The organism is Photobacterium minamisatsumaniensis (genome assembly GCF_050336695.1).
In the GTDB taxonomy this organism is placed as follows: Bacteria; Pseudomonadota; Gammaproteobacteria; order Enterobacterales; family Vibrionaceae; genus Photobacterium; species Photobacterium minamisatsumaniensis.
In genome coordinates, this window is sequence record NZ_JAKJSI010000010.1 from 173,121 (window position 1) to 190,255 (window position 17,135).

The window sequence follows — 17,135 nt, forward strand, 5'->3', positions numbered from 1 at the left end:
AGATTAACTTAAAAATAGTTATATAAATATATTAATAACAAAAAATCGTGAGATTTATTCCTTAATGGCGAGAAAGTGTATGTAATGTATTGAATGTAGCTGGTAATGGTGCTGGATGAGTTGTTTGAAAGTAGGAATGCTTTGCTTCTCTGATAATAAAATGCTCATGTAACATTATTTTATATTCGGCTATCGAATGTCATTAACATTTTTCTGGGGGACGAATATTACTCCTAAGAACAAAGAAATTAAGAATGTTTAAAATATAGTCATTATGCACCCGCTTAATCACCTAAGCGAATGCATAATTAAAGTAAGCCAAATTTAGCTAATTGCTGGAATAAGCCCTGCCATTTGTAAAAATTGCGCTGAAATAATGAGAAAACCAGCTGCAGTTGCAGCGATTAAAGCAGGTTTACCGCCTGAAACTTGGTATTCAGATTCATTCGTTGGGCGTTGTTTTCGTTGGACTGTAACCATCGCGACGGGCAAAAAGATAGCTAGAATCACTAGTGCAATAGCTGCAAACCCCAATGCCATGATAAAGCCTTGAGGGTAGAACAAAGCAAAACCAAGTGGTGGCAAGAAAGTAATGAGTGCAGTTTGTAGACGACCGTGTTTTTGACTATCACGTTTAAAGCTATCTGCGATGAAATCAAACAGTCCTAAACTAACGCCTAAAAATGAGGTAGCTAGTGCAAGATCAGCAAAGATAGAGACAGATTGGCTAACCATTGGGTTATCTAACATTATGCTTAATGTACTGATAAAAGCACCGAGCGTGCTGCTTTCCATCAAATCACTTTGGCTCAATACCCCTTGGCTGGCAATCTGCCAGAAGATGTAAATAACCAGCGGCAATGAAGAGCCTGTGATCATTACTTTACGTAGGGATTTAATATCCATACCAATGTAGCGAACGACAGAAGGAATGCTACCGTGGAAGCCAAATGAGGTAAATACAACCGGTAATGCTGAAATAATTAACCCTTTCTCGACAGGCATATTGACTAAGTGGCCGCCGTCGACATTTGGTGCAAGTAAGCTAAGCATGACAATTAGAGCGATGATTTTTAAAGTAAACAATGCACGGTTTACCATATCGACTGAATGTGTGCCAATCGACACGATTGCAGCAATAACGACAGTGAACAAAATAGCACTCGTTTGTGCTGTCACCTCAATCCCAATCCAGTAGTTCAATTTATTATTGAGTTGATCTCCCCCGCCAGCAATGTATGCAGCACAAAGCGAGTACATCAAAAAAGCCACTGCAAAGCTGGCAATAAATTGTCCTTTACGGCCAAGCAATTGGTTAGCAAGTGAGTTAAGCGTGGCAGTTTGATCTGCGTATTGATGTACTTCAAGCATCAATAAGGCGGTGTAGGTCATGAGTAGCCAGATGCTAAACATAATGATGGTGGCAGTAGTAAAGCCTAGCCCTGCAGAGGCCAGTGGTAAGGCAAGCATACCTGCACCAATGGTAGTGCCAGCAATGATCAGCATACTGCCGAAGGTTTTATTTGTAGACATCGTTGTTGTTGCTCCCAGAAAATTGCGTAGTTATGTTTGGGAGGTGGTCGGTACACCTGTGGTCACTCCCTTTAAGGTATTGGCCACAATGGCGTAATCGGTGTGTGTCATTAAATGTTTACACATGATTAAGCCATTGTGGCTATCGATAGGGAGTGTAAACAAAGTGGTTTTTCATGCTTAAGTCTCTATTTGTCGTTATAAATACCAGCTTAAAGGTATTTGTTAATCATTGATGCTGGGTATGCACCTTATAGTGCCGCTAATGAGCTGTCAACTTTTGTGTTTTTTGGTGTAAACTTTTTTGTACGATTTGGCGATGAGTGAATAGAGGTTTGAGATCGTGACGAGGTGTTGATAATTGACACGCGTAAAGATGCCAAAGCTTTATTAAATAAGGCTAGTATGTAAGATCATAACAAAACCAATAAAAACAGAGGGAAGTATGTTACAGGTAGCAATGATCAGTACCGGGGAAGAAGTGCTGCACGGTGATATCACCGACACCAACGCCGCGTGGTTATCACGATTGTTCTTTGAGCAGGGGTTTGCGATGACCCGGCGTACAACGGTAGGCGACCAACTTGAAATGCTGGCTAAAGAAATTGAGCATTGTAGCTTGACTGCCGATGTTGTGGTGGTAAATGGTGGGCTAGGGCCAACAACGGATGATCTAACTGCCCAAGCGGCTGCAATTGCGGCTGATGTCGGTTTGGAGCTATCTGAATATTGGGTCGCTGAAATGGAGGCTAAATATGCCAAGCTTAATCGTGTGATGCCTGAAACGAACCTCAAGCAAGCGATGCTACCAGAAGGTGCTGAGCTGCTTGATAACCCGGTGGGAACGGCGTGTGGTTTCTCCATGCAGCTAAACCGTGCTTGGATCTTTTTTACGCCGGGTGTACCAAGTGAGTTTAAAGTAATGGCCCATGATCAAATTATCCCAAGGTTAGTCGGCAGCTTCTCCAGTGACCAAGCGAAGGACTGCCATCGCTTATATACCTTTGGCTTATCAGAGTCCGGCATAGGCGAGACGTTACAAAGAATAACATTGCCAGATGGGTTTGAATTTGGCTACCGTTCATCATTACCGTTCATTGAGGTGAAGATTTTTTGCCCTCGAGAGCACGCTGAAGCAGATGCAATTTTAGAACAAGTGAGAGACTTACTTGGCGACAACGTTGTTGGCGTTGAGCAACCTTTGGTTGAGGAAGTTTCAAGTCTGCTGACTAAAACGGACTATTCGCTAACAATTGCAGAGCAAGCGACGGGTGGATTTTTAACTAGCTGGCTGCATGATGTGCCAGATATGAACGCTCACATCCAGAAAGCATGGGTCTTGGGTGATGAAAATACCGTTGAGCATACTCAAAGTGAGCAGCTAGGGGCTGTGTTGGCCATTGCTGCTGCTGCGCGTGATAATGCCTGTAATGGCGGAAATACAACGGGAGGTGGCATTATTATGGCGTCAGGGAAGCTGCATGATGGTCAAGTGGCTGTTGTTATATCGACCCCTGAAGGTGATTGGGCACAGGTGATCACCACTAAGCGTCAATATGCCAGCCGTGATTTCCGCTATGTTCTATCGACAGTTATGCTTGATATGCTGCGCCGCTGGTTATCAGGAAAAGACGTAATAGGGCAGTATGAATCGTTAACGCGGATTGATGAAGCTTATATTGTTAGCGAAAAGCAAAACGAAGGGTAGGCAAGACTAGCAAGGTAGAAGAAGAAGCCTTCTGATCAGACGGCTTTCTTAACTGTTTTATCTTGTACCTGTTGTGGCAGTTGATAGCTAAATTCAAGCGTGACATCTGCTTTGGGTATCGCAGAGCAAGCGAGAATTTCATTGGGCGCGATGAATGCCATACTGTCTTGTTGGGCGACAGCACCAGCAGTTAACTTACAGCGACAAGCACCACACATACCATTACGGCATTGGTATTCTGGCTGAAAACCTGCGTTTTCAAGTTGGTTGAGCAGAGGCTCACGGCTATTGCCGTGAACCTCGATACCATTAACGTTAATGGTGACTCGACTCATAGTTCGAAGTCGCCCAAATCATCGGCACTTACATCGTTGTCAATTTGACCAACAAGGTAAGAGCTGATCTCTGCTTCTTGCGGGGCAACTTGGACGTTGTCTGATGACAGCCATGAATTAATCCACGGGATTGGGTTTTGAGTTGCGCCTGGGTAGGCATGCTCAAGGCCAACAGCAGCCATACGCAGGTTAGAAATATATTCTACGTATTGGCACAAAATGTCTTTGTTCAGACCGATCATCGAGCCATCTTTGAATAGGTATTCCGCCCATTCTTTTTCTTGCTCAGCGGCATCGCGGAAAATGTGGAAGCACTCATCCTTACATTCTTCTGCAATCTCAGCCATTTCAGGATCATCCTGACCAGTACGCAGCAAGTTAAGAATATGCTGGGTGCCAGTTAGGTGTAGTGCTTCATCACGAGCGATAAGCTTAATGATTTTCGCATTACCTTCCATTAGTTCACGCTCGGCAAAAGCAAATGAACAAGCAAAGCTGACATAGAAGCGTATAGCTTCTAGGGCATTAACCGACATCATACATAGGTACAGCTTTTTCTTTAGCTCGCGAAGGCTAATGATGACTGTTTCACCGTTGATGGTGTGGCTGCCTTCACCAAGACGATGGTAGATATTCGTTGCTTGAATAAGCTCATCATAGAACTTTGAAATATCACCAGCACGTTTAGTGATCTGCTCGTTACCCACAATGTCGTCAAACACTGTAGCAGGGTCATTGACGATATTACGAATGATATGAGTGTAAGAACGGGAATGGATAGTTTCAGAGAACGACCATGTTTCAATCCATGTTTCTAGTTCAGGAATAGAAACGATAGGCAGTAGCGCAACGTTTGGGCTACGACCTTGAATTGAATCAAGTAACGTTTGGTACTTCAGATTGCTAATGAAAATGTGACGTTCGTGATCTGGCAGGTTGTTGTAATCAATACGGTCGCCAGATACATCAACTTCTTCTGGTCGCCAGAAGAAGGAAAGCTGCTTTTCAATCAGTCTTTCAAAAATTTCGAACTTTTGTTGGTCATAACGGGCAACATTGACAGGCTGACCAAAGAACATTGGCTCTTTAAGTTGATCGTTATTGGTTTGACAGAAAGTGCTATATGCCATCTTATCCTCAATATCAATGGGAGCCGAGGCTCCCATTATTTTAAACGGGTTAAATCTTACAGCTTGTGCAGTCGTCTGCGCCTACATCGCCTTGGCTATCTGATGCACCATCACGTGTGTTGTGGTAGTACAAGGTCTTCACGCCAAGTTTATACGCTGTAAGTAGGTCTTTTAGCAAGAGCTTCATCGGCACTTTACCACCCGGCTGGCTGCTCGGATCGTAGTTTGTGTTGGCAGAGATAGCCTGATCGATGAATTTCTGCATAATACCGACTAACTGTAAGTAGCCGTCATTGCTGCCGATGTTCCATAGTAGTTCGTAGTTGTCTTTGTACTTATTGTACTCAGGTACTACCTGCTTCAAGATGCCGTCTTTTGATGCTTTTACAGAGACGAAACCGCGTGGTGGTTCAATGCCGTTAGTTGCATTTGAAATTTGCGATGATGTTTCTGATGGCATAAGTGCTGACAGCGTTGAGTTGCGAAGGCCATGCGTTTTAATTTCTTCACGCAATGTTTCCCAGTCGTAACGTAGCTCAGCTGAACATACTTTATCGATATCTTTTTTGTAGGTATCGATAGGTAAAATGCCTTGTGCATACGTTGTTTCATTAAATGCAGGGCAAGCACCTTGTTCTTTCGCTAAACCAACCGATGCTTTCAGCAAGTAGTACTGCATCGCTTCGAATGCTTCATGCGTTAGGCTATTAGCGCTGCCGTCTGAGTAACGAACGCCATGTTTCGCAAGGTAGTAAGCGAAGTTGATGACACCAACACCTAGCGTACGACGGTTCATGGTTGAACGGCGAGCTGCAGGCAATGGGTAGTCTTGGTAATCAAGTAGTGCATCAAGTGCACGTACTGTTAGATCTGATAGCTCTTCTAGATCGTCAAGCGATTCTATGGCACCAAGGTTGAAGGCGGAAAGCGTACAAAGGGCAATTTCACCATTTTCATCTTCAACATTATTCAAGGGCTTGGTTGGCAGTGCAATTTCAAGACACAGATTTGACTGGCGAATTGGGGCAACGCTTGGGTCAAATGGGCTGTGTGTGTTGCAGTGGTCAACATTTTGAATATAGATACGGCCTGTTGAAGCACGTTCTTGCATTAGCAGTGAAAACAGCTCAATGGCTTTAATGGTTTTACGCTTGATGCTTTCGTCTTGCTCATACTGTACGTATAAACGTTCAAATTCTACTTGGTCAGCAAAGAATGCATCATATAAACCTGGAACATCAGAAGGGGAGAACAGGCTGATGTTCTCCCCTTTGATTAGGCGGGTATACATAAGTTTGTTGATCTGTACGCCGTAGTCCATGTGGCGTACACGGTTTTCTTCAACCCCACGGTTATTCTTCAGTACAAGCAGTGATTCAACTTCACCGTGCCAAATCGGGTAGAATAATGTTGCTGCACCGCCGCGAACACCGCCTTGAGAACAACATTTAACCGCAGTTTGGAAGTACTTATAGAATGGGATACAACCAGTATGGAATGCTTCACCACCGCGAATTTCAGAGCCTAATGCACGAATACGACCGGCATTGATACCGATACCCGCACGTTGAGATACATAGCGAACGATAGAGCTTGCTGTTGCATTGATTGAATCAAGGCTGTCGTCACATTCGATGAGTACACATGAGCTGAACTGACGTGTAGGAGTACGAACCCCCGACATGATCGGCGTTGGTAGTGAAATTTGGAATTGAGAGACCGCATCATAGAAACGCTTGATGTAGGTCATACGTGTATCTCGCGGGTATTTGCCGAATAGGCAAGCTGCGATCATCATGTATAAGAATTGTGCGCTTTCGAAAATTTCACCGCTAACACGGTTTTGTACGAGGTATTTACCTTCAAGCTGCTTAACTGCCGCATAAGAGAAGTTCATATCGCGCCAATGGTCGATGTAAGTGTCCATCAACTCGAATTCTTCTTTGGAGTAGTCAGCAAGCAAATGCTGATCATACTTACCCGTCTCTACCAAAGTGGTAACGTGCGTATAAAGTGCTGGTGGCTCGAATTGGCCATACGCTTTTTTACGTAAGTGGAAGATAGCAAGACGAGCCGCAAGATATTGATAATCTGGCGTTTCTTCTGAGATTAAATCAGCCGCTGCCTTAATGATGGTTTCGTGGATGTCTTCAGTCTTGATCCCTTCATAAAACTGAATATGTGATTTTAGTTCAACCTGTGAAACCGACACATTCTCTAGGCCTTCTGCGGCCCAGGTAATTACTCGGTGGATTTTATCCAGATCGATACTTTCTTTGCGTCCATCACGCTTGGTAACAGTGAGCTGTTGAGTCATTTTTGGTCTTTTTCCCAGATAATCATCTATAGCAGTGTTTTTTGAAACTTTAAGCAACCAGGCTGGTAAAGAACGTGATCTTAACTAGGCTTCTGTTTGCTGTTCCAAACACTATATATTGGGGTGTTGAGCTTATAAGGTTACAAGATAGTGATGATGTGGGGTTAATGCAAGGTGGTAATTTTTAATCGGCTGTGGATAACATGGGGATTCATAAAACAAAGTTAGTACCTACTAACCTATTTGCTCAAGTGTGACAATATCATAGAGAAATGCAAAAAAAATTTAGAAAATAAAAAAAGAGAATATAAAAAAAAAACTTGATTTTCACCCCTGATTCTACATGTTTAACGAGGGGTGATTTTTTGGTTATTTATTGGCTAGTTAGCCCTGTAACTTCTATGCGTTAATGAAGCTGATTAGGTCTTCTGGGTGCGCTAATATCGCTTCGGCTTGCCATTCAGATGGTGTATGTGTTTCACCGATATACCCCCAGCCAGCAACATAACCCTGCATGTTGGCGGCATTAGCGGCAATCATGTCTTTTTCTATATCACCAATATATATACAGTCTTCATGGTGTATGCCTAGTTTTTCGCTGGCATGAAGCAACGGAGCTGGGTGAGGCTTTGCCACGCTAAGGGTATCGCCGCAGATAACCGTTTGTGCACGCATCAGCTCAGGAAAGAAGGGCAGAAGCATTTCGGTAAGAAATGTAGGCTTATTTGTCATGATCCCCCATGGTATTTTTTGTTGCTCTAGGTGAGACAAAAGTTGAGGGATACCGTGATATAACGAAGTAGATACACAGATGTTCTGCTGATAGTAATCGAGAAACTGCTGACGAAGTTCGAGCGGGTTAAGATAGTCAGGAATTTGGCCAAAACCAGCCGTTAGTAAGCCTTTTGCACCGTAACTTGTATTTGCCTGTATTTGATGGTCTAAAAGAGGGGGCTGATCATAGTCCGCTAATACTTTATTGGCTGCATCTGCCATATCGGGGGCGGTATCAAGCAAAGTGCCATCGAGATCAAATAGTACGGCTTTAATTGTTGTTGGCATAAGACGCATCCTTGTCTTGCAATGAATAGGGGCATACTCAAAAGGCTTCAAAGTGCTGTGATTTAGAGACGTTACAACAGGCCCTATACGTGATGTATGAGGGAATGATCTAGCCTTTTGATGATATGAATAAGTGTAGTGCGAGGTAGGGGGGCAGCACAAGGGAGTACGAGACTCCCTTGTTCAAATTGCTTAAGGCTTAACAGTATGTACGATGTAATTTACATCTACGTTTTTACCTAGCCAGTATTTATCCGTTAACGGGTTGTAGTGTAAACCTGTTATATGGCGATCTTGCAAGGGCGTTCGGTCGATCATCGAAAGTAGCTCGGATGGACGGATAAATTTCTGATGGTCATGAGTACCTTTAGGAACAAGCTTGAGCAGTTGCTCTGCACCCACAATCGCAAAAAGGTAAGACTTGATATTACGGTTCAATGTAGAGAAAAATACATGTCCACCTGGTTTCACCATTTTTGCGCACGCCGCTATGACAGAGGCGGGATCAGGTACATGCTCTAGCATTTCCATGCAAGTAACCACATCGTAAGTCTCTGGGTAGAGCTCAGCTTGTTCTTCAGCAGTGCGCTGTACATACTCTAATTTTGTTCCAGTCTCCAAGGCATGAAGTCTGGCAACCGTTAAGGGTTCTTTACCCATATCAAGGCCAGTTACATCGGCACCTTCAACCGCCATACTTTCAGCTAAAATGCCACCGCCACAGCCAACGTCCAGTATCTTTTTGCCGAACAGGCCATCGGCATGATCAATAACAAAATTCAGACGAAGGGGGTTGATCTGGTGTAAAGGCTTAAATTCACCTTCAAGATCCCACCAACGGGAGGCCATTTCTTCGAATTTACTGATTTCTGCCGGATCGACATTTAACTGCTTGGTCATCTTCTGTAGCCATTGTCCATATAGGTACGGGCATTATAGCGAAGGAAGGCAGCAGATTGCGAGAGGTAAGGTTATTAAAATAAAGCGGGGAAGTTAACGTTTTTATTCGGTGTTTAAAATACATTAGGGTCTGTCTCGCCTGTGACATTGACAGCTTTTATGGGGTGTAACAGACCCTTCTAAACAATCCTTGTTAGCATGCTTGATTACTCTACTGGATCAATCATTGCTAATTGCATTATGTCAGCCTGTACTGCGCCAGTTGAAACAGTAACTGCGGCTAAAATGAGCATTAAAAGATATTTTCCGCCAATAACACACATGCCGATTGTAGTGATTGCTTTTCCTAACATATTGACCTCACTTGAATGTACTATTTATGAAAACTAAGTTCTCGTCTTTTTCTAAAGCTGATTCTACGCGGGTTGTAGAAGCAAATATTGATAATGATCAGTTTTCTATTCAGCAATGAGTCAGCTTGATGAGATAAATGCATAAATAGTACTTGGGTCGTATTTTTACAATTGGTTGCAATTTATGCAGATGTAAAACGATTAGAAAAACGCAGTTGAATGAAAAGTGAGCGGCTAGAGTTGTTTTTTTTAAATTTGCCTTTTAGCTTTTTCTTTATTTCGCTAAATTACTCACAACATAACGTGTGAAAGGTGTGCCTATTTAGGCTGAAATATGCTATATTTTCGCACCTTGCACGTATGGTACCCAACGTTATAGGTATCGCATTAAATAGGGCTTCCCTTATTAGCGATAGTTATGCTGTTTGGTATACGTATACGACAGAAATTACCTGAGGGATATTGGCTCCATGAGCGATCTTGCAAAAGAGATCACGCCCGTAAATATTGAAGAGGAGCTGAAAGGCTCATACCTCGACTACGCGATGTCAGTTATCGTTGGTCGTGCTCTTCCTGATGTGCGTGATGGCCTTAAGCCGGTACACCGTCGTGTTTTATTCGCGATGAATGTATTGGGCAATGACTGGAATAAAGCATATAAAAAATCTGCCCGTGTGGTTGGTGACGTAATTGGTAAATATCACCCACATGGTGATAGTGCTGTTTACGATACCATTGTACGTATGGCGCAACCTTTCTCTCTTCGCTACATGTTAGTTGATGGTCAAGGTAACTTCGGTTCGATTGATGGCGACTCTGCCGCTGCAATGCGTTATACCGAAGTACGTATGTCGAAAATTGCCCACGAATTGCTGGCTGATCTAGACAAAGAAACGGTTGACTTTGTTCCTAACTATGATGGTACAGAACAAATTCCGGCGGTAATGCCTACGAGAATTCCGAACTTGTTAATTAACGGTTCATCGGGCATTGCAGTAGGTATGGCGACCAACATCCCACCCCATAATTTGGGTGAGGTGATTGACGGTTGTCTGGCTTATATCAATGATGAAAGCATCACCATTGATCAGCTAATGGAATACATTCCAGGCCCAGACTTCCCGACTGCAGCCATGATCAGCGGCCGTAAAGGTATAATTGACGCTTATCATACTGGTCGCGGTAAAGTTTATATGCGCTCTAAAGCGGATATCGAAGCTGACAGTAAGGGTAAAGAAACCATTATTGTTACCGAGATCCCGTATCAAGTGAACAAAGCTCGCTTGATTGAAAAGATCGCAGAGCTAGTAAAAGACAAGAAAGTTGAAGGCATCAGTGCCCTACGTGATGAGTCAGATAAAGACGGCATGCGTATTGTTATTGAATGTAAGCGTGATGCTGTGGGCGAGGTTGTGCTTAATAACCTATATGCTCAAACTCAGCTTCAGACGACATTTGGCATCAACATGGTGGCGCTGGATAACGGCCAACCGAAGACATTCAACCTAAAAGAAATGTTGAAATGCTTCGTTAACCACCGTCGTGAAGTTGTTACTCGTCGTACTATCTATGAACTGCGTAAAGCGCGTGAGCGTGCTCACCTTCTTGAAGGTTTAGCGCTTGCACTTGCCAATATCGATGAGATCATCGAATTGGTTAAAAGTGCGCCGACACCAGCTGAAGCGAAAGCTAGCTTGGTTGCTCGCGGTTGGGATCTTGGTAATGTTGCAGCGATGCTTGAGCGTGCCGGTACCGATGCGGCTCGCCCTGAATGGTTAGAAGACCATTATGGTATCCGTGATAACCAGTACTTCCTAACAGAACAGCAAGCACAAGCGATTCTTGACTTACGCCTTCATAAGCTAACAGGTCTTGAGCACGAGAAAATTCTTGGTGAATACAAGACGCTTCTTGAAGAAATTGCTGAACTAATGCACATTCTTGGCAGTTCAGAGCGCTTGATGGAAGTGATCCGTGAAGAGCTTGAAGCCGCGAAAGAACAGTTTAACGATGTACGTCGTACAGAAATTACTGCCGCAAGCCACGATATCGATCTTGAAGATTTGATTACTCAAGAAGATGTTGTTGTAACGCTTTCTCATGAAGGTTATGTGAAGTATCAAGTACTGAGCGACTATGAAGCTCAACGTCGTGGTGGTAAAGGTAAAGCTGCAACGCGCATGAAAGATGAAGATTACATCGAGCGCCTGCTAGTTGCTAATACCCATGATACGATTCTGTGCTTCTCAAGCCGTGGCCGTATGTACTGGCTGAAGGTTTATCAACTACCGTTGGCAAGCCGAACAGCACGTGGCAAGCCTATCGTTAACATTCTTCCTCTGGAAGAAGGTGAACGCATTACTGCTATCTTGCCAGTGAAAGAATATGAAGCTGACAAGTTTGTCTTCATGGCAACAGCTGATGGTACCGTTAAGAAAACACCACTGACTGACTTTAGTCGTCCTCGTAGTGCCGGTATTATTGCCGTGAACCTGCGTGATGGTGATTCACTGATTGGTGTTGATGTTACTAATAGCACAGACCAAATTATGTTGTTCTCTGAAGCGGGTAAAGTGGTTCGCTTCTCGGAAGAGCAGGTACGTGGTATGGGCCGAACAGCTGCCGGTGTTCGTGGTATGAAGTTAGCGGAAGGCGACAAAGTCGTATCGTTAATTGTGCCGCACAACGATGGTGATGTACTGACTGTAACTGAAAATGGTTACGGTAAGCGTACAGAACTAGCTGAGTACCCAGCGAAGAGCCGTGCAACACAAGGTGTTGTATCAATCAAAGTATCTGACCGTAACGGTAGCGTTGTTGGTGCAGTACAGGTTGAAGATGGCGATGAGTTCATGATGATCACTAACGGTGGCACGCTGGTTCGTACCCGTGTTGCTGAAGTGAGTCGAGTGGGCCGTAACACGCAAGGTGTAACGTTGATCCGTACGACCGAAGGCGAACAAGTTGTTGGTTTGCAGCGTATCGATGAGCCTGAAGAAGTGCTTCTTGAAGACGCGGAAATTGCTGAAGGTGAAGTTGCTGAGGGTGAAGTCGCACCAACAACAGAACTGCCAGCCGCTGATACTGATGCAGAAGGTTCTTCTGAAGAAGAATAAGCTTCGCAGTAGTTTGAACTAAATAGAGCGCAGCCATTAGGTTGCGCTTTTTTTTGCCTGTCAGATGGGAAATAAACTATTTCTTAATAAACCCTTTTCACCGTCGTCATAAAGGTGTAAAAACAAATACTTGATCGGTGTCACAATCAGGTTTTATGGTCTAAAACCCGTTTTGCCGCACTCTATTGCACTTCCCTATGTTTACTAGCAGGAGCAGGTTTCTCGTCATGGACAAGGTTTTTAATTTTTGCGCTGGCCCGGCAATGATCCCGGCAGACGTTTTAAAAAAAGCACAACAAGAACTGATCAACTGGAATGATCACGGTACTTCTGTAATGGAAGTAAGCCACCGAGGTAAGCCATTCATTGAGGTTGCTCAGCAGTCAGAACAAGATTTACGTGATTTGATGTCGATTCCTGATAATTATCATGTCTTGTTCTGCCATGGCGGCGCGCGTGCGCAGTTTGCTGCGGTCCCGATGAATATTTTGGGCGATGCTGATACTGCTGATTATATGGATGGTGGTTATTGGGCTGAAAGTGCAATCACAGAGGCAAAAAAATACTGTAACCCTAACGCCGTTGATATTACCTGTCAGCGTGATGGTAAAACAGCCATTTTGCCAGCCTCACAGTGGCCACTTTCTGACGATGCCGCTTATGTGCATTTTTGCCCCAATGAAACCATTGATGGCATCGAAATTCGTGATTTACCGGAAACGAATAAGCCGATTGTTGCTGATATGTCTTCAACCATTCTTTCTCGCGAGATCGATGTGTCGAAATACGGTGTGATCTATGCGGGCGCCCAAAAGAATATCGGCCCAGCAGGCTTGACCATCGTGATTGTACGCGATGATTTGTTAGGCAAAGCGAAGTCCATTGTGCCAAGCATTTTAGATTACAGTGTTCAGGCTGATAAAGAGTCGATGTTTAATACCCCCCCGACATTCGCTTGGTACTTGGCCGGCGAAGTGTTCAAATGGTTGAAGGATATTGGTGGTATCGCAGAAATGCAGCGATGTAATGAGACTAAAGCGAAGGTCTTGTACGATTACATCGATCAATCTGACTTTTACCGTAATGATGTTCATAGCGATAACCGCTCATTGATGAATGTGCCGTTCCAGCTAAAAAATCCAGAGTTGGATAGCCGATTCTTAGCGCAAGCAGATAGCGCTGGTTTGAAGGCGTTAAAAGGACACCGAGCTGTCGGTGGAATGCGTGCTTCTATTTATAATGCGATGCCTATTGAAGGTGTACAGGCTTTAGTTGAATTTATGTCTAAATTCGAACAAGAAAACGCGTAAAACTTTCGCCCCTTATTGAGTGTACGGCTTTAGCTATGGCATTTTAATTAGGGGCGGTTTATCTTTCTATCCGTTATTAAAAATCACAGATGTACTGAATTTCTCTCCGTCGTCACCACTGCTGTATGACCAGCCCATTCGTTCACAAATTCGCTCAACAATGACGAGTCCACAACCATAACCCGCATTATAGGTTTCGTTGCCGTCATGGCGATTAACTATGTTAAGTTGATTGCCCGTAAGTCGAATATGAATATCGCCAACACTGTAACTAAAGGCGTTTTTTATCAGATTATTAATAACAATATTAATAAAACTTTCTGGTGCAGAAACCAAGCAGGGCGAGTCGGTAATTAGATCATAACTAGCATCTTGTTTTGCAAAGATAGGCGACATCGCATCAAGTTGTTGACGAAGGCTATGTTCCAGTTGGTAAGTACCGAAATGGTGAGCTTCAATGGTTTCTTTTCCGAGAAGCAGAAATGCTTCCGTCAACTCTCTCATTTCCTCACTGGCTTTTAGCAATCGGTAGATGGCTTTGTTTGCAATGGGAGGTTGGTTTGGGATTTTGCCTAACAATTCAGCAGAGCCTTGTATCACCATAATTGGCGTTCGAAGCTCATGCGAGGCAAAGCGGCTAAAGTCATGCTCCCGCTGAAAATATTGTGCAATGTTTGTTTTGCTGTCATGTAACGCCTGTTCAATTTCACGCGTTTCTTTATATTCTGTTTCGACCATGAAATCAGGCTGGTCTGGTGGCATACTTCGGATTTTGTGTTCAATGGTTTCTAAAGGACGAGATAAACTTTTGACGAAATACAGGCTATAGATGAGTACCGTGAGGCTGACTAACCCGCCTAGAGTAAAAGTCATGAAGTGTAGTCTAGCTTCATATTCATCTAGGTAGTCGTCAGCATCATCTTGGAAAACAATATAAAACAGGCCATCGCCAGAGGGGTGGTCGGTTACAATAAAGTGTTTATCTTCTTTGCCCAGCAGATGTTCATAAAATCCTGGTTCTTGGTAGCTTTTAAGCCATTCAGGTGGATTTTCTTTGCTCCAATAACTGTAGAATTCGCTTTCATTTGGAAGTTGCGCCTTACTGCCAAATTGTTGGTAGTCGCGGCTATATTGGCTCGCTTCCGTGTCTAGCCAGTGATGAAGGCTGATAATTTCTAATTCATTTTCCGCGAGATAAATCGCAGACCAAAAGAGGGTGAACATGACCAAAGTAGGAAGGCCAAAACTCCAGCGTATTTTCCGGTAAATACTCGGGTATGCTTTAGGCTTTGAGCCTATATCCTTGGCCATGAATAGTCTCTAATCTTGATTCAACAAAATCCTTGTCTATGGCGCTTCTTAGGCCGTAAACGTGGCTACGCAAAGCATCGCTACTCGGCGTTTCATCCCCCCAAATAGCATTAACAACTTCTTGCCTTGATACGATAGCAGGGGCTTTTTTGACAAGAAGGGTAAGAATTTTAAATTGGATGCGACTGAGCTTGAGCTGTTTGCCTGCTCTGAGTACTTCCCCTGTCGTCTGGTTGATCGCTAAATCAGCAAAACAGATGAGCCCAATGTCCTTTCTACATCCTCGGCTGGCAAGGGCTGTCAGCCGTAAAGACAGCTCTTCCATTGCAAAGGGTTTAATAAGGTAGTCATCACCGCCAGCCTGAAACGCAGCAACTTTATCCTCAAGGCTATCTTTAGCGGTTAAAAAGAGGATAGGAGCATTACAAAATACTTCTTCTCTCATTTTTCTAACGGCAGAAATACCATCAATCTTAGGCATCATAATATCCATAATGATGACATCGTAATAATTTTCTATCACTAACTGAATTGCGCCTAAACCGTGATAAGCACAGTCAATAGTGTGGCCTTCAAGCTCAAGGTAGTCCGCAATGGTTTCAGCAACATGGTGGTTATCTTCGACAATGAGTACTTTCATAAATTGATTTGTTTACTTCCTCAGAATTTCTTCACGTTTGCTTCACAGCAATAGCGATAAAATAGCGCCAGCTTAAAATTATGCACAATTAATTATAGGAAAATTATGAAAAAAATGGTACTGGCGACTGTTATTGCAACGACTTTGGTTGGCTGTGGTGGCGGCTCTGATAGCTCATCGATTGAAACAAAAACAGGTCGTCTTGATGGCCAAGTCGCGAAAATTTCACATGTTAACCAGACCATGACAGTTAACGGCTATTCACTGCACAGTGAAGGCGCCCCTGTGACATACCGAAATGGCGTGACATTGTCTTTTGATGATGTGGCGAATGGCATGCGTGTACAGGTTGATGCTGATGACAACCTGATTACGTCCATGAAGCTTGACCCTTCACTGACTGGTGAGGTAACAGCAATTAATGGCACCAGCTTTACAGTGAATGGCGTAACCCTGATTTTTTCAGACTTAGCCGGTATCAATATTGGTGATTGGGTGATGGTAACCACTTACCCATTGGCTGATGGAACATCTGAAGTTGTATCTGTACAGAAAGTACCTGACCTCGGCTTTGTCGAAATTGAAGGGCTCGTATCTCAGTTAGATCATGCAGCACAGACTTTCAAGATTGGCAGCGTGACAGTCGATTTTAGCCGCGCCGATATCGACGATGAAGATGAACTCGCAAATAGTGCATGGGTTGAAGTCTATGGTGATATGCTAGGCAATACACTTGTCGCAACAGAAATTGATGTTGAAGATGACCGTGATTACGACGATACCGAAGTTGAAGGCGTGATTTCTTGGGTGAATAATAATTTAACCCAAATCGAACTTAATGGCCGTTTACGCATTGAGGTGAATAATAGTACTGAATTCGATGATGGTCGCCGAGAGGATCTCGCATCAGGTCGCTGGGTTGAAGTAGAGATGGTACATCGCTCAAATCGCCTATTAGCAACTGAAATTGAATTTGAAGATGATGGTAATGGCGTATCAGGGAAAGAGTTTCAGGCTGTAGGTGAAGCTCGATACCAAAATGGTGTATTCAGCATCAATGGCATCGAGATTGAAATCAATAACAATACTGAATTTGATGATGGCTTAACCCACGATAATTTAGATACAAGCTGGGTTGAAGTTGAAGGTCGTTATATCCTGGACGGTAGTAACTCTGGTCGATATATTGCCATTGAGATAGAGCGAGAAGACCGTTTTGATGATGAAATCGAGCTAGAAGGCTTTGTTAAAGCGGGTGAAATTTGGGGTTATTCGGCCAACGACAATTCGCTACAACGATTTGAAGGCCGTTGGGTCGATCTTGATTGTGATTTTGACGGTACTTATTTATATCGCTGCGATGACTAATAACAATTGATATGACATGTTTTAAAGCGCCTACGGGCGCTTTTTTCATTTC

Annotated in this window: 13 protein-coding genes; 4 read left to right on the forward strand and 9 right to left on the reverse strand. The window is 43.6% G+C overall.

The features are described 5' to 3' along the window. Nucleotides 1–324 precede the first annotated feature (324 nt). Nucleotides 325–1,533, reverse strand: a complete 1,209-nt coding sequence (gene tyrP / locus L4D78_RS01180) for a tyrosine transporter TyrP (protein ID WP_428465247.1) — start codon at nucleotides 1,531–1,533, stop codon at nucleotides 325–327. Nucleotides 1,534–1,978: 445 nt separating this feature from the next. On the opposite strand from tyrP, the gene L4D78_RS01185 reads away from it, so the two are divergent. Next, nucleotides 1,979–3,241 (forward strand): CinA family nicotinamide mononucleotide deamidase-related protein, encoded by a 1,263-nt coding sequence (locus L4D78_RS01185; RefSeq protein WP_428465248.1) that lies wholly within the window; start codon nucleotides 1,979–1,981, stop codon nucleotides 3,239–3,241. Between the two features lie 35 nt (nucleotides 3,242–3,276). Here the strand turns inward: L4D78_RS01185 and L4D78_RS01190 are convergent, their stop codons facing one another. The 6 genes from L4D78_RS01190 to L4D78_RS01215 form a co-directional block, all read right to left on the reverse strand. Beyond that, on the reverse strand, nucleotides 3,277–3,576 hold the full coding sequence (locus tag L4D78_RS01190; RefSeq protein ID WP_428455657.1) for a 2Fe-2S iron-sulfur cluster-binding protein: 300 nt from the start codon (nucleotides 3,574–3,576) through the stop codon (nucleotides 3,277–3,279). Next, entirely contained in the window at nucleotides 3,573–4,706 is a 1,134-nt protein-coding gene (gene nrdB, locus L4D78_RS01195; RefSeq protein WP_428465249.1) for a class Ia ribonucleoside-diphosphate reductase subunit beta, read from the reverse strand. The genes L4D78_RS01190 and nrdB overlap by 4 nt, the downstream gene beginning before the upstream one ends. A gap of 49 nt (nucleotides 4,707–4,755) precedes the next feature. After that, nucleotides 4,756–7,023 carry a class 1a ribonucleoside-diphosphate reductase subunit alpha gene (nrdA, locus tag L4D78_RS01200; protein WP_428465250.1) on the reverse strand — a complete coding sequence of 756 codons (2,268 nt, stop codon included), beginning with the start codon at nucleotides 7,021–7,023 and terminating at the stop codon, nucleotides 4,756–4,758. A 399-nt stretch (nucleotides 7,024–7,422) separates the two neighbouring features. After that, nucleotides 7,423–8,085 carry an HAD family hydrolase gene (locus L4D78_RS01205; RefSeq protein ID WP_428465251.1) on the reverse strand — a complete coding sequence of 221 codons (663 nt, stop codon included), beginning with the start codon at nucleotides 8,083–8,085 and terminating at the stop codon, nucleotides 7,423–7,425. 192 nt (nucleotides 8,086–8,277) lie between these two features. After that, the gene (gene ubiG, locus L4D78_RS01210) at nucleotides 8,278–8,985 is read right to left on the reverse strand and encodes a bifunctional 2-polyprenyl-6-hydroxyphenol methylase/3-demethylubiquinol 3-O-methyltransferase UbiG (protein WP_428455653.1); all 708 of its coding nucleotides are present in this window, start codon (nucleotides 8,983–8,985) and stop codon (nucleotides 8,278–8,280) included. A 206-nt stretch (nucleotides 8,986–9,191) separates the two neighbouring features. After that, entirely contained in the window at nucleotides 9,192–9,338 is a 147-nt protein-coding gene (locus L4D78_RS01215) for a hypothetical protein (RefSeq protein WP_428465252.1), read from the reverse strand. Between the two features lie 470 nt (nucleotides 9,339–9,808). Here L4D78_RS01215 and gyrA point away from each other — a divergent pair, with 470 nt between their 5' ends. Both gyrA and serC read left to right on the forward strand, forming a co-directional pair. Then, the gene (gene gyrA / locus L4D78_RS01220) at nucleotides 9,809–12,454 is read left to right on the forward strand and encodes a DNA topoisomerase (ATP-hydrolyzing) subunit A (RefSeq protein ID WP_428465253.1); all 2,646 of its coding nucleotides are present in this window, start codon (nucleotides 9,809–9,811) and stop codon (nucleotides 12,452–12,454) included. A gap of 227 nt (nucleotides 12,455–12,681) precedes the next feature. Next, the gene (gene serC, locus L4D78_RS01225) at nucleotides 12,682–13,764 is read left to right on the forward strand and encodes a 3-phosphoserine/phosphohydroxythreonine transaminase (protein ID WP_428465254.1); all 1,083 of its coding nucleotides are present in this window, start codon (nucleotides 12,682–12,684) and stop codon (nucleotides 13,762–13,764) included. A 66-nt stretch (nucleotides 13,765–13,830) separates the two neighbouring features. On the opposite strand, the gene L4D78_RS01230 is transcribed toward serC, so the two are convergent. Together L4D78_RS01230 and L4D78_RS01235 are read right to left on the reverse strand one after the other, a co-directional pair. Then, on the reverse strand, nucleotides 13,831–15,075 hold the full coding sequence (locus L4D78_RS01230; RefSeq protein ID WP_428465255.1) for a sensor histidine kinase: 1,245 nt from the start codon (nucleotides 15,073–15,075) through the stop codon (nucleotides 13,831–13,833). After that, nucleotides 15,047–15,715, reverse strand: a complete 669-nt coding sequence (locus L4D78_RS01235) for a response regulator transcription factor (protein ID WP_428465256.1) — start codon at nucleotides 15,713–15,715, stop codon at nucleotides 15,047–15,049. Before L4D78_RS01235 ends, L4D78_RS01230 begins: the two co-directional genes overlap by 29 nt. Nucleotides 15,716–15,820: 105 nt before the next feature. Here L4D78_RS01235 and L4D78_RS01240 point away from each other — a divergent pair, with 105 nt between their 5' ends. Then, the gene (locus L4D78_RS01240; RefSeq protein WP_428465257.1) at nucleotides 15,821–17,083 is read left to right on the forward strand and encodes a DUF5666 domain-containing protein; all 1,263 of its coding nucleotides are present in this window, start codon (nucleotides 15,821–15,823) and stop codon (nucleotides 17,081–17,083) included. Nucleotides 17,084–17,135: the final 52 nt, after the last annotated feature.

Excerpts from the sequence above, each read along its gene's own strand:
- tyrP (WP_428465247.1), bottom strand. The coding sequence starts at position 1,533 with ATGTCTACAAATAAAACCTTCGGCAGTATGCTGATCATTGCTGGCACT.
- L4D78_RS01185 (WP_428465248.1), top strand. The coding sequence starts at position 1,979 with ATGTTACAGGTAGCAATGATCAGTACCGGGGAAGAAGTGCTGCACGGT.
- L4D78_RS01190 (WP_428455657.1), bottom strand. The coding sequence starts at position 3,576 with ATGAGTCGAGTCACCATTAACGTTAATGGTATCGAGGTTCACGGCAAT.
- nrdB (WP_428465249.1), bottom strand. The coding sequence starts at position 4,706 with ATGGCATATAGCACTTTCTGTCAAACCAATAACGATCAACTTAAAGAG.
- nrdA (WP_428465250.1), bottom strand. The coding sequence starts at position 7,023 with ATGACTCAACAGCTCACTGTTACCAAGCGTGATGGACGCAAAGAAAGT.
- L4D78_RS01205 (WP_428465251.1), bottom strand. The coding sequence starts at position 8,085 with ATGCCAACAACAATTAAAGCCGTACTATTTGATCTCGATGGCACTTTG.
- ubiG (WP_428455653.1), bottom strand. The coding sequence starts at position 8,985 with ATGACCAAGCAGTTAAATGTCGATCCGGCAGAAATCAGTAAATTCGAA.
- L4D78_RS01215 (WP_428465252.1), bottom strand. The coding sequence starts at position 9,338 with ATGTTAGGAAAAGCAATCACTACAATCGGCATGTGTGTTATTGGCGGA.
- gyrA (WP_428465253.1), top strand. The coding sequence starts at position 9,809 with ATGAGCGATCTTGCAAAAGAGATCACGCCCGTAAATATTGAAGAGGAG.
- serC (WP_428465254.1), top strand. The coding sequence starts at position 12,682 with ATGGACAAGGTTTTTAATTTTTGCGCTGGCCCGGCAATGATCCCGGCA.
- L4D78_RS01230 (WP_428465255.1), bottom strand. The coding sequence starts at position 15,075 with ATGGCCAAGGATATAGGCTCAAAGCCTAAAGCATACCCGAGTATTTAC.
- L4D78_RS01235 (WP_428465256.1), bottom strand. The coding sequence starts at position 15,715 with ATGAAAGTACTCATTGTCGAAGATAACCACCATGTTGCTGAAACCATT.
- L4D78_RS01240 (WP_428465257.1), top strand. The coding sequence starts at position 15,821 with ATGAAAAAAATGGTACTGGCGACTGTTATTGCAACGACTTTGGTTGGC.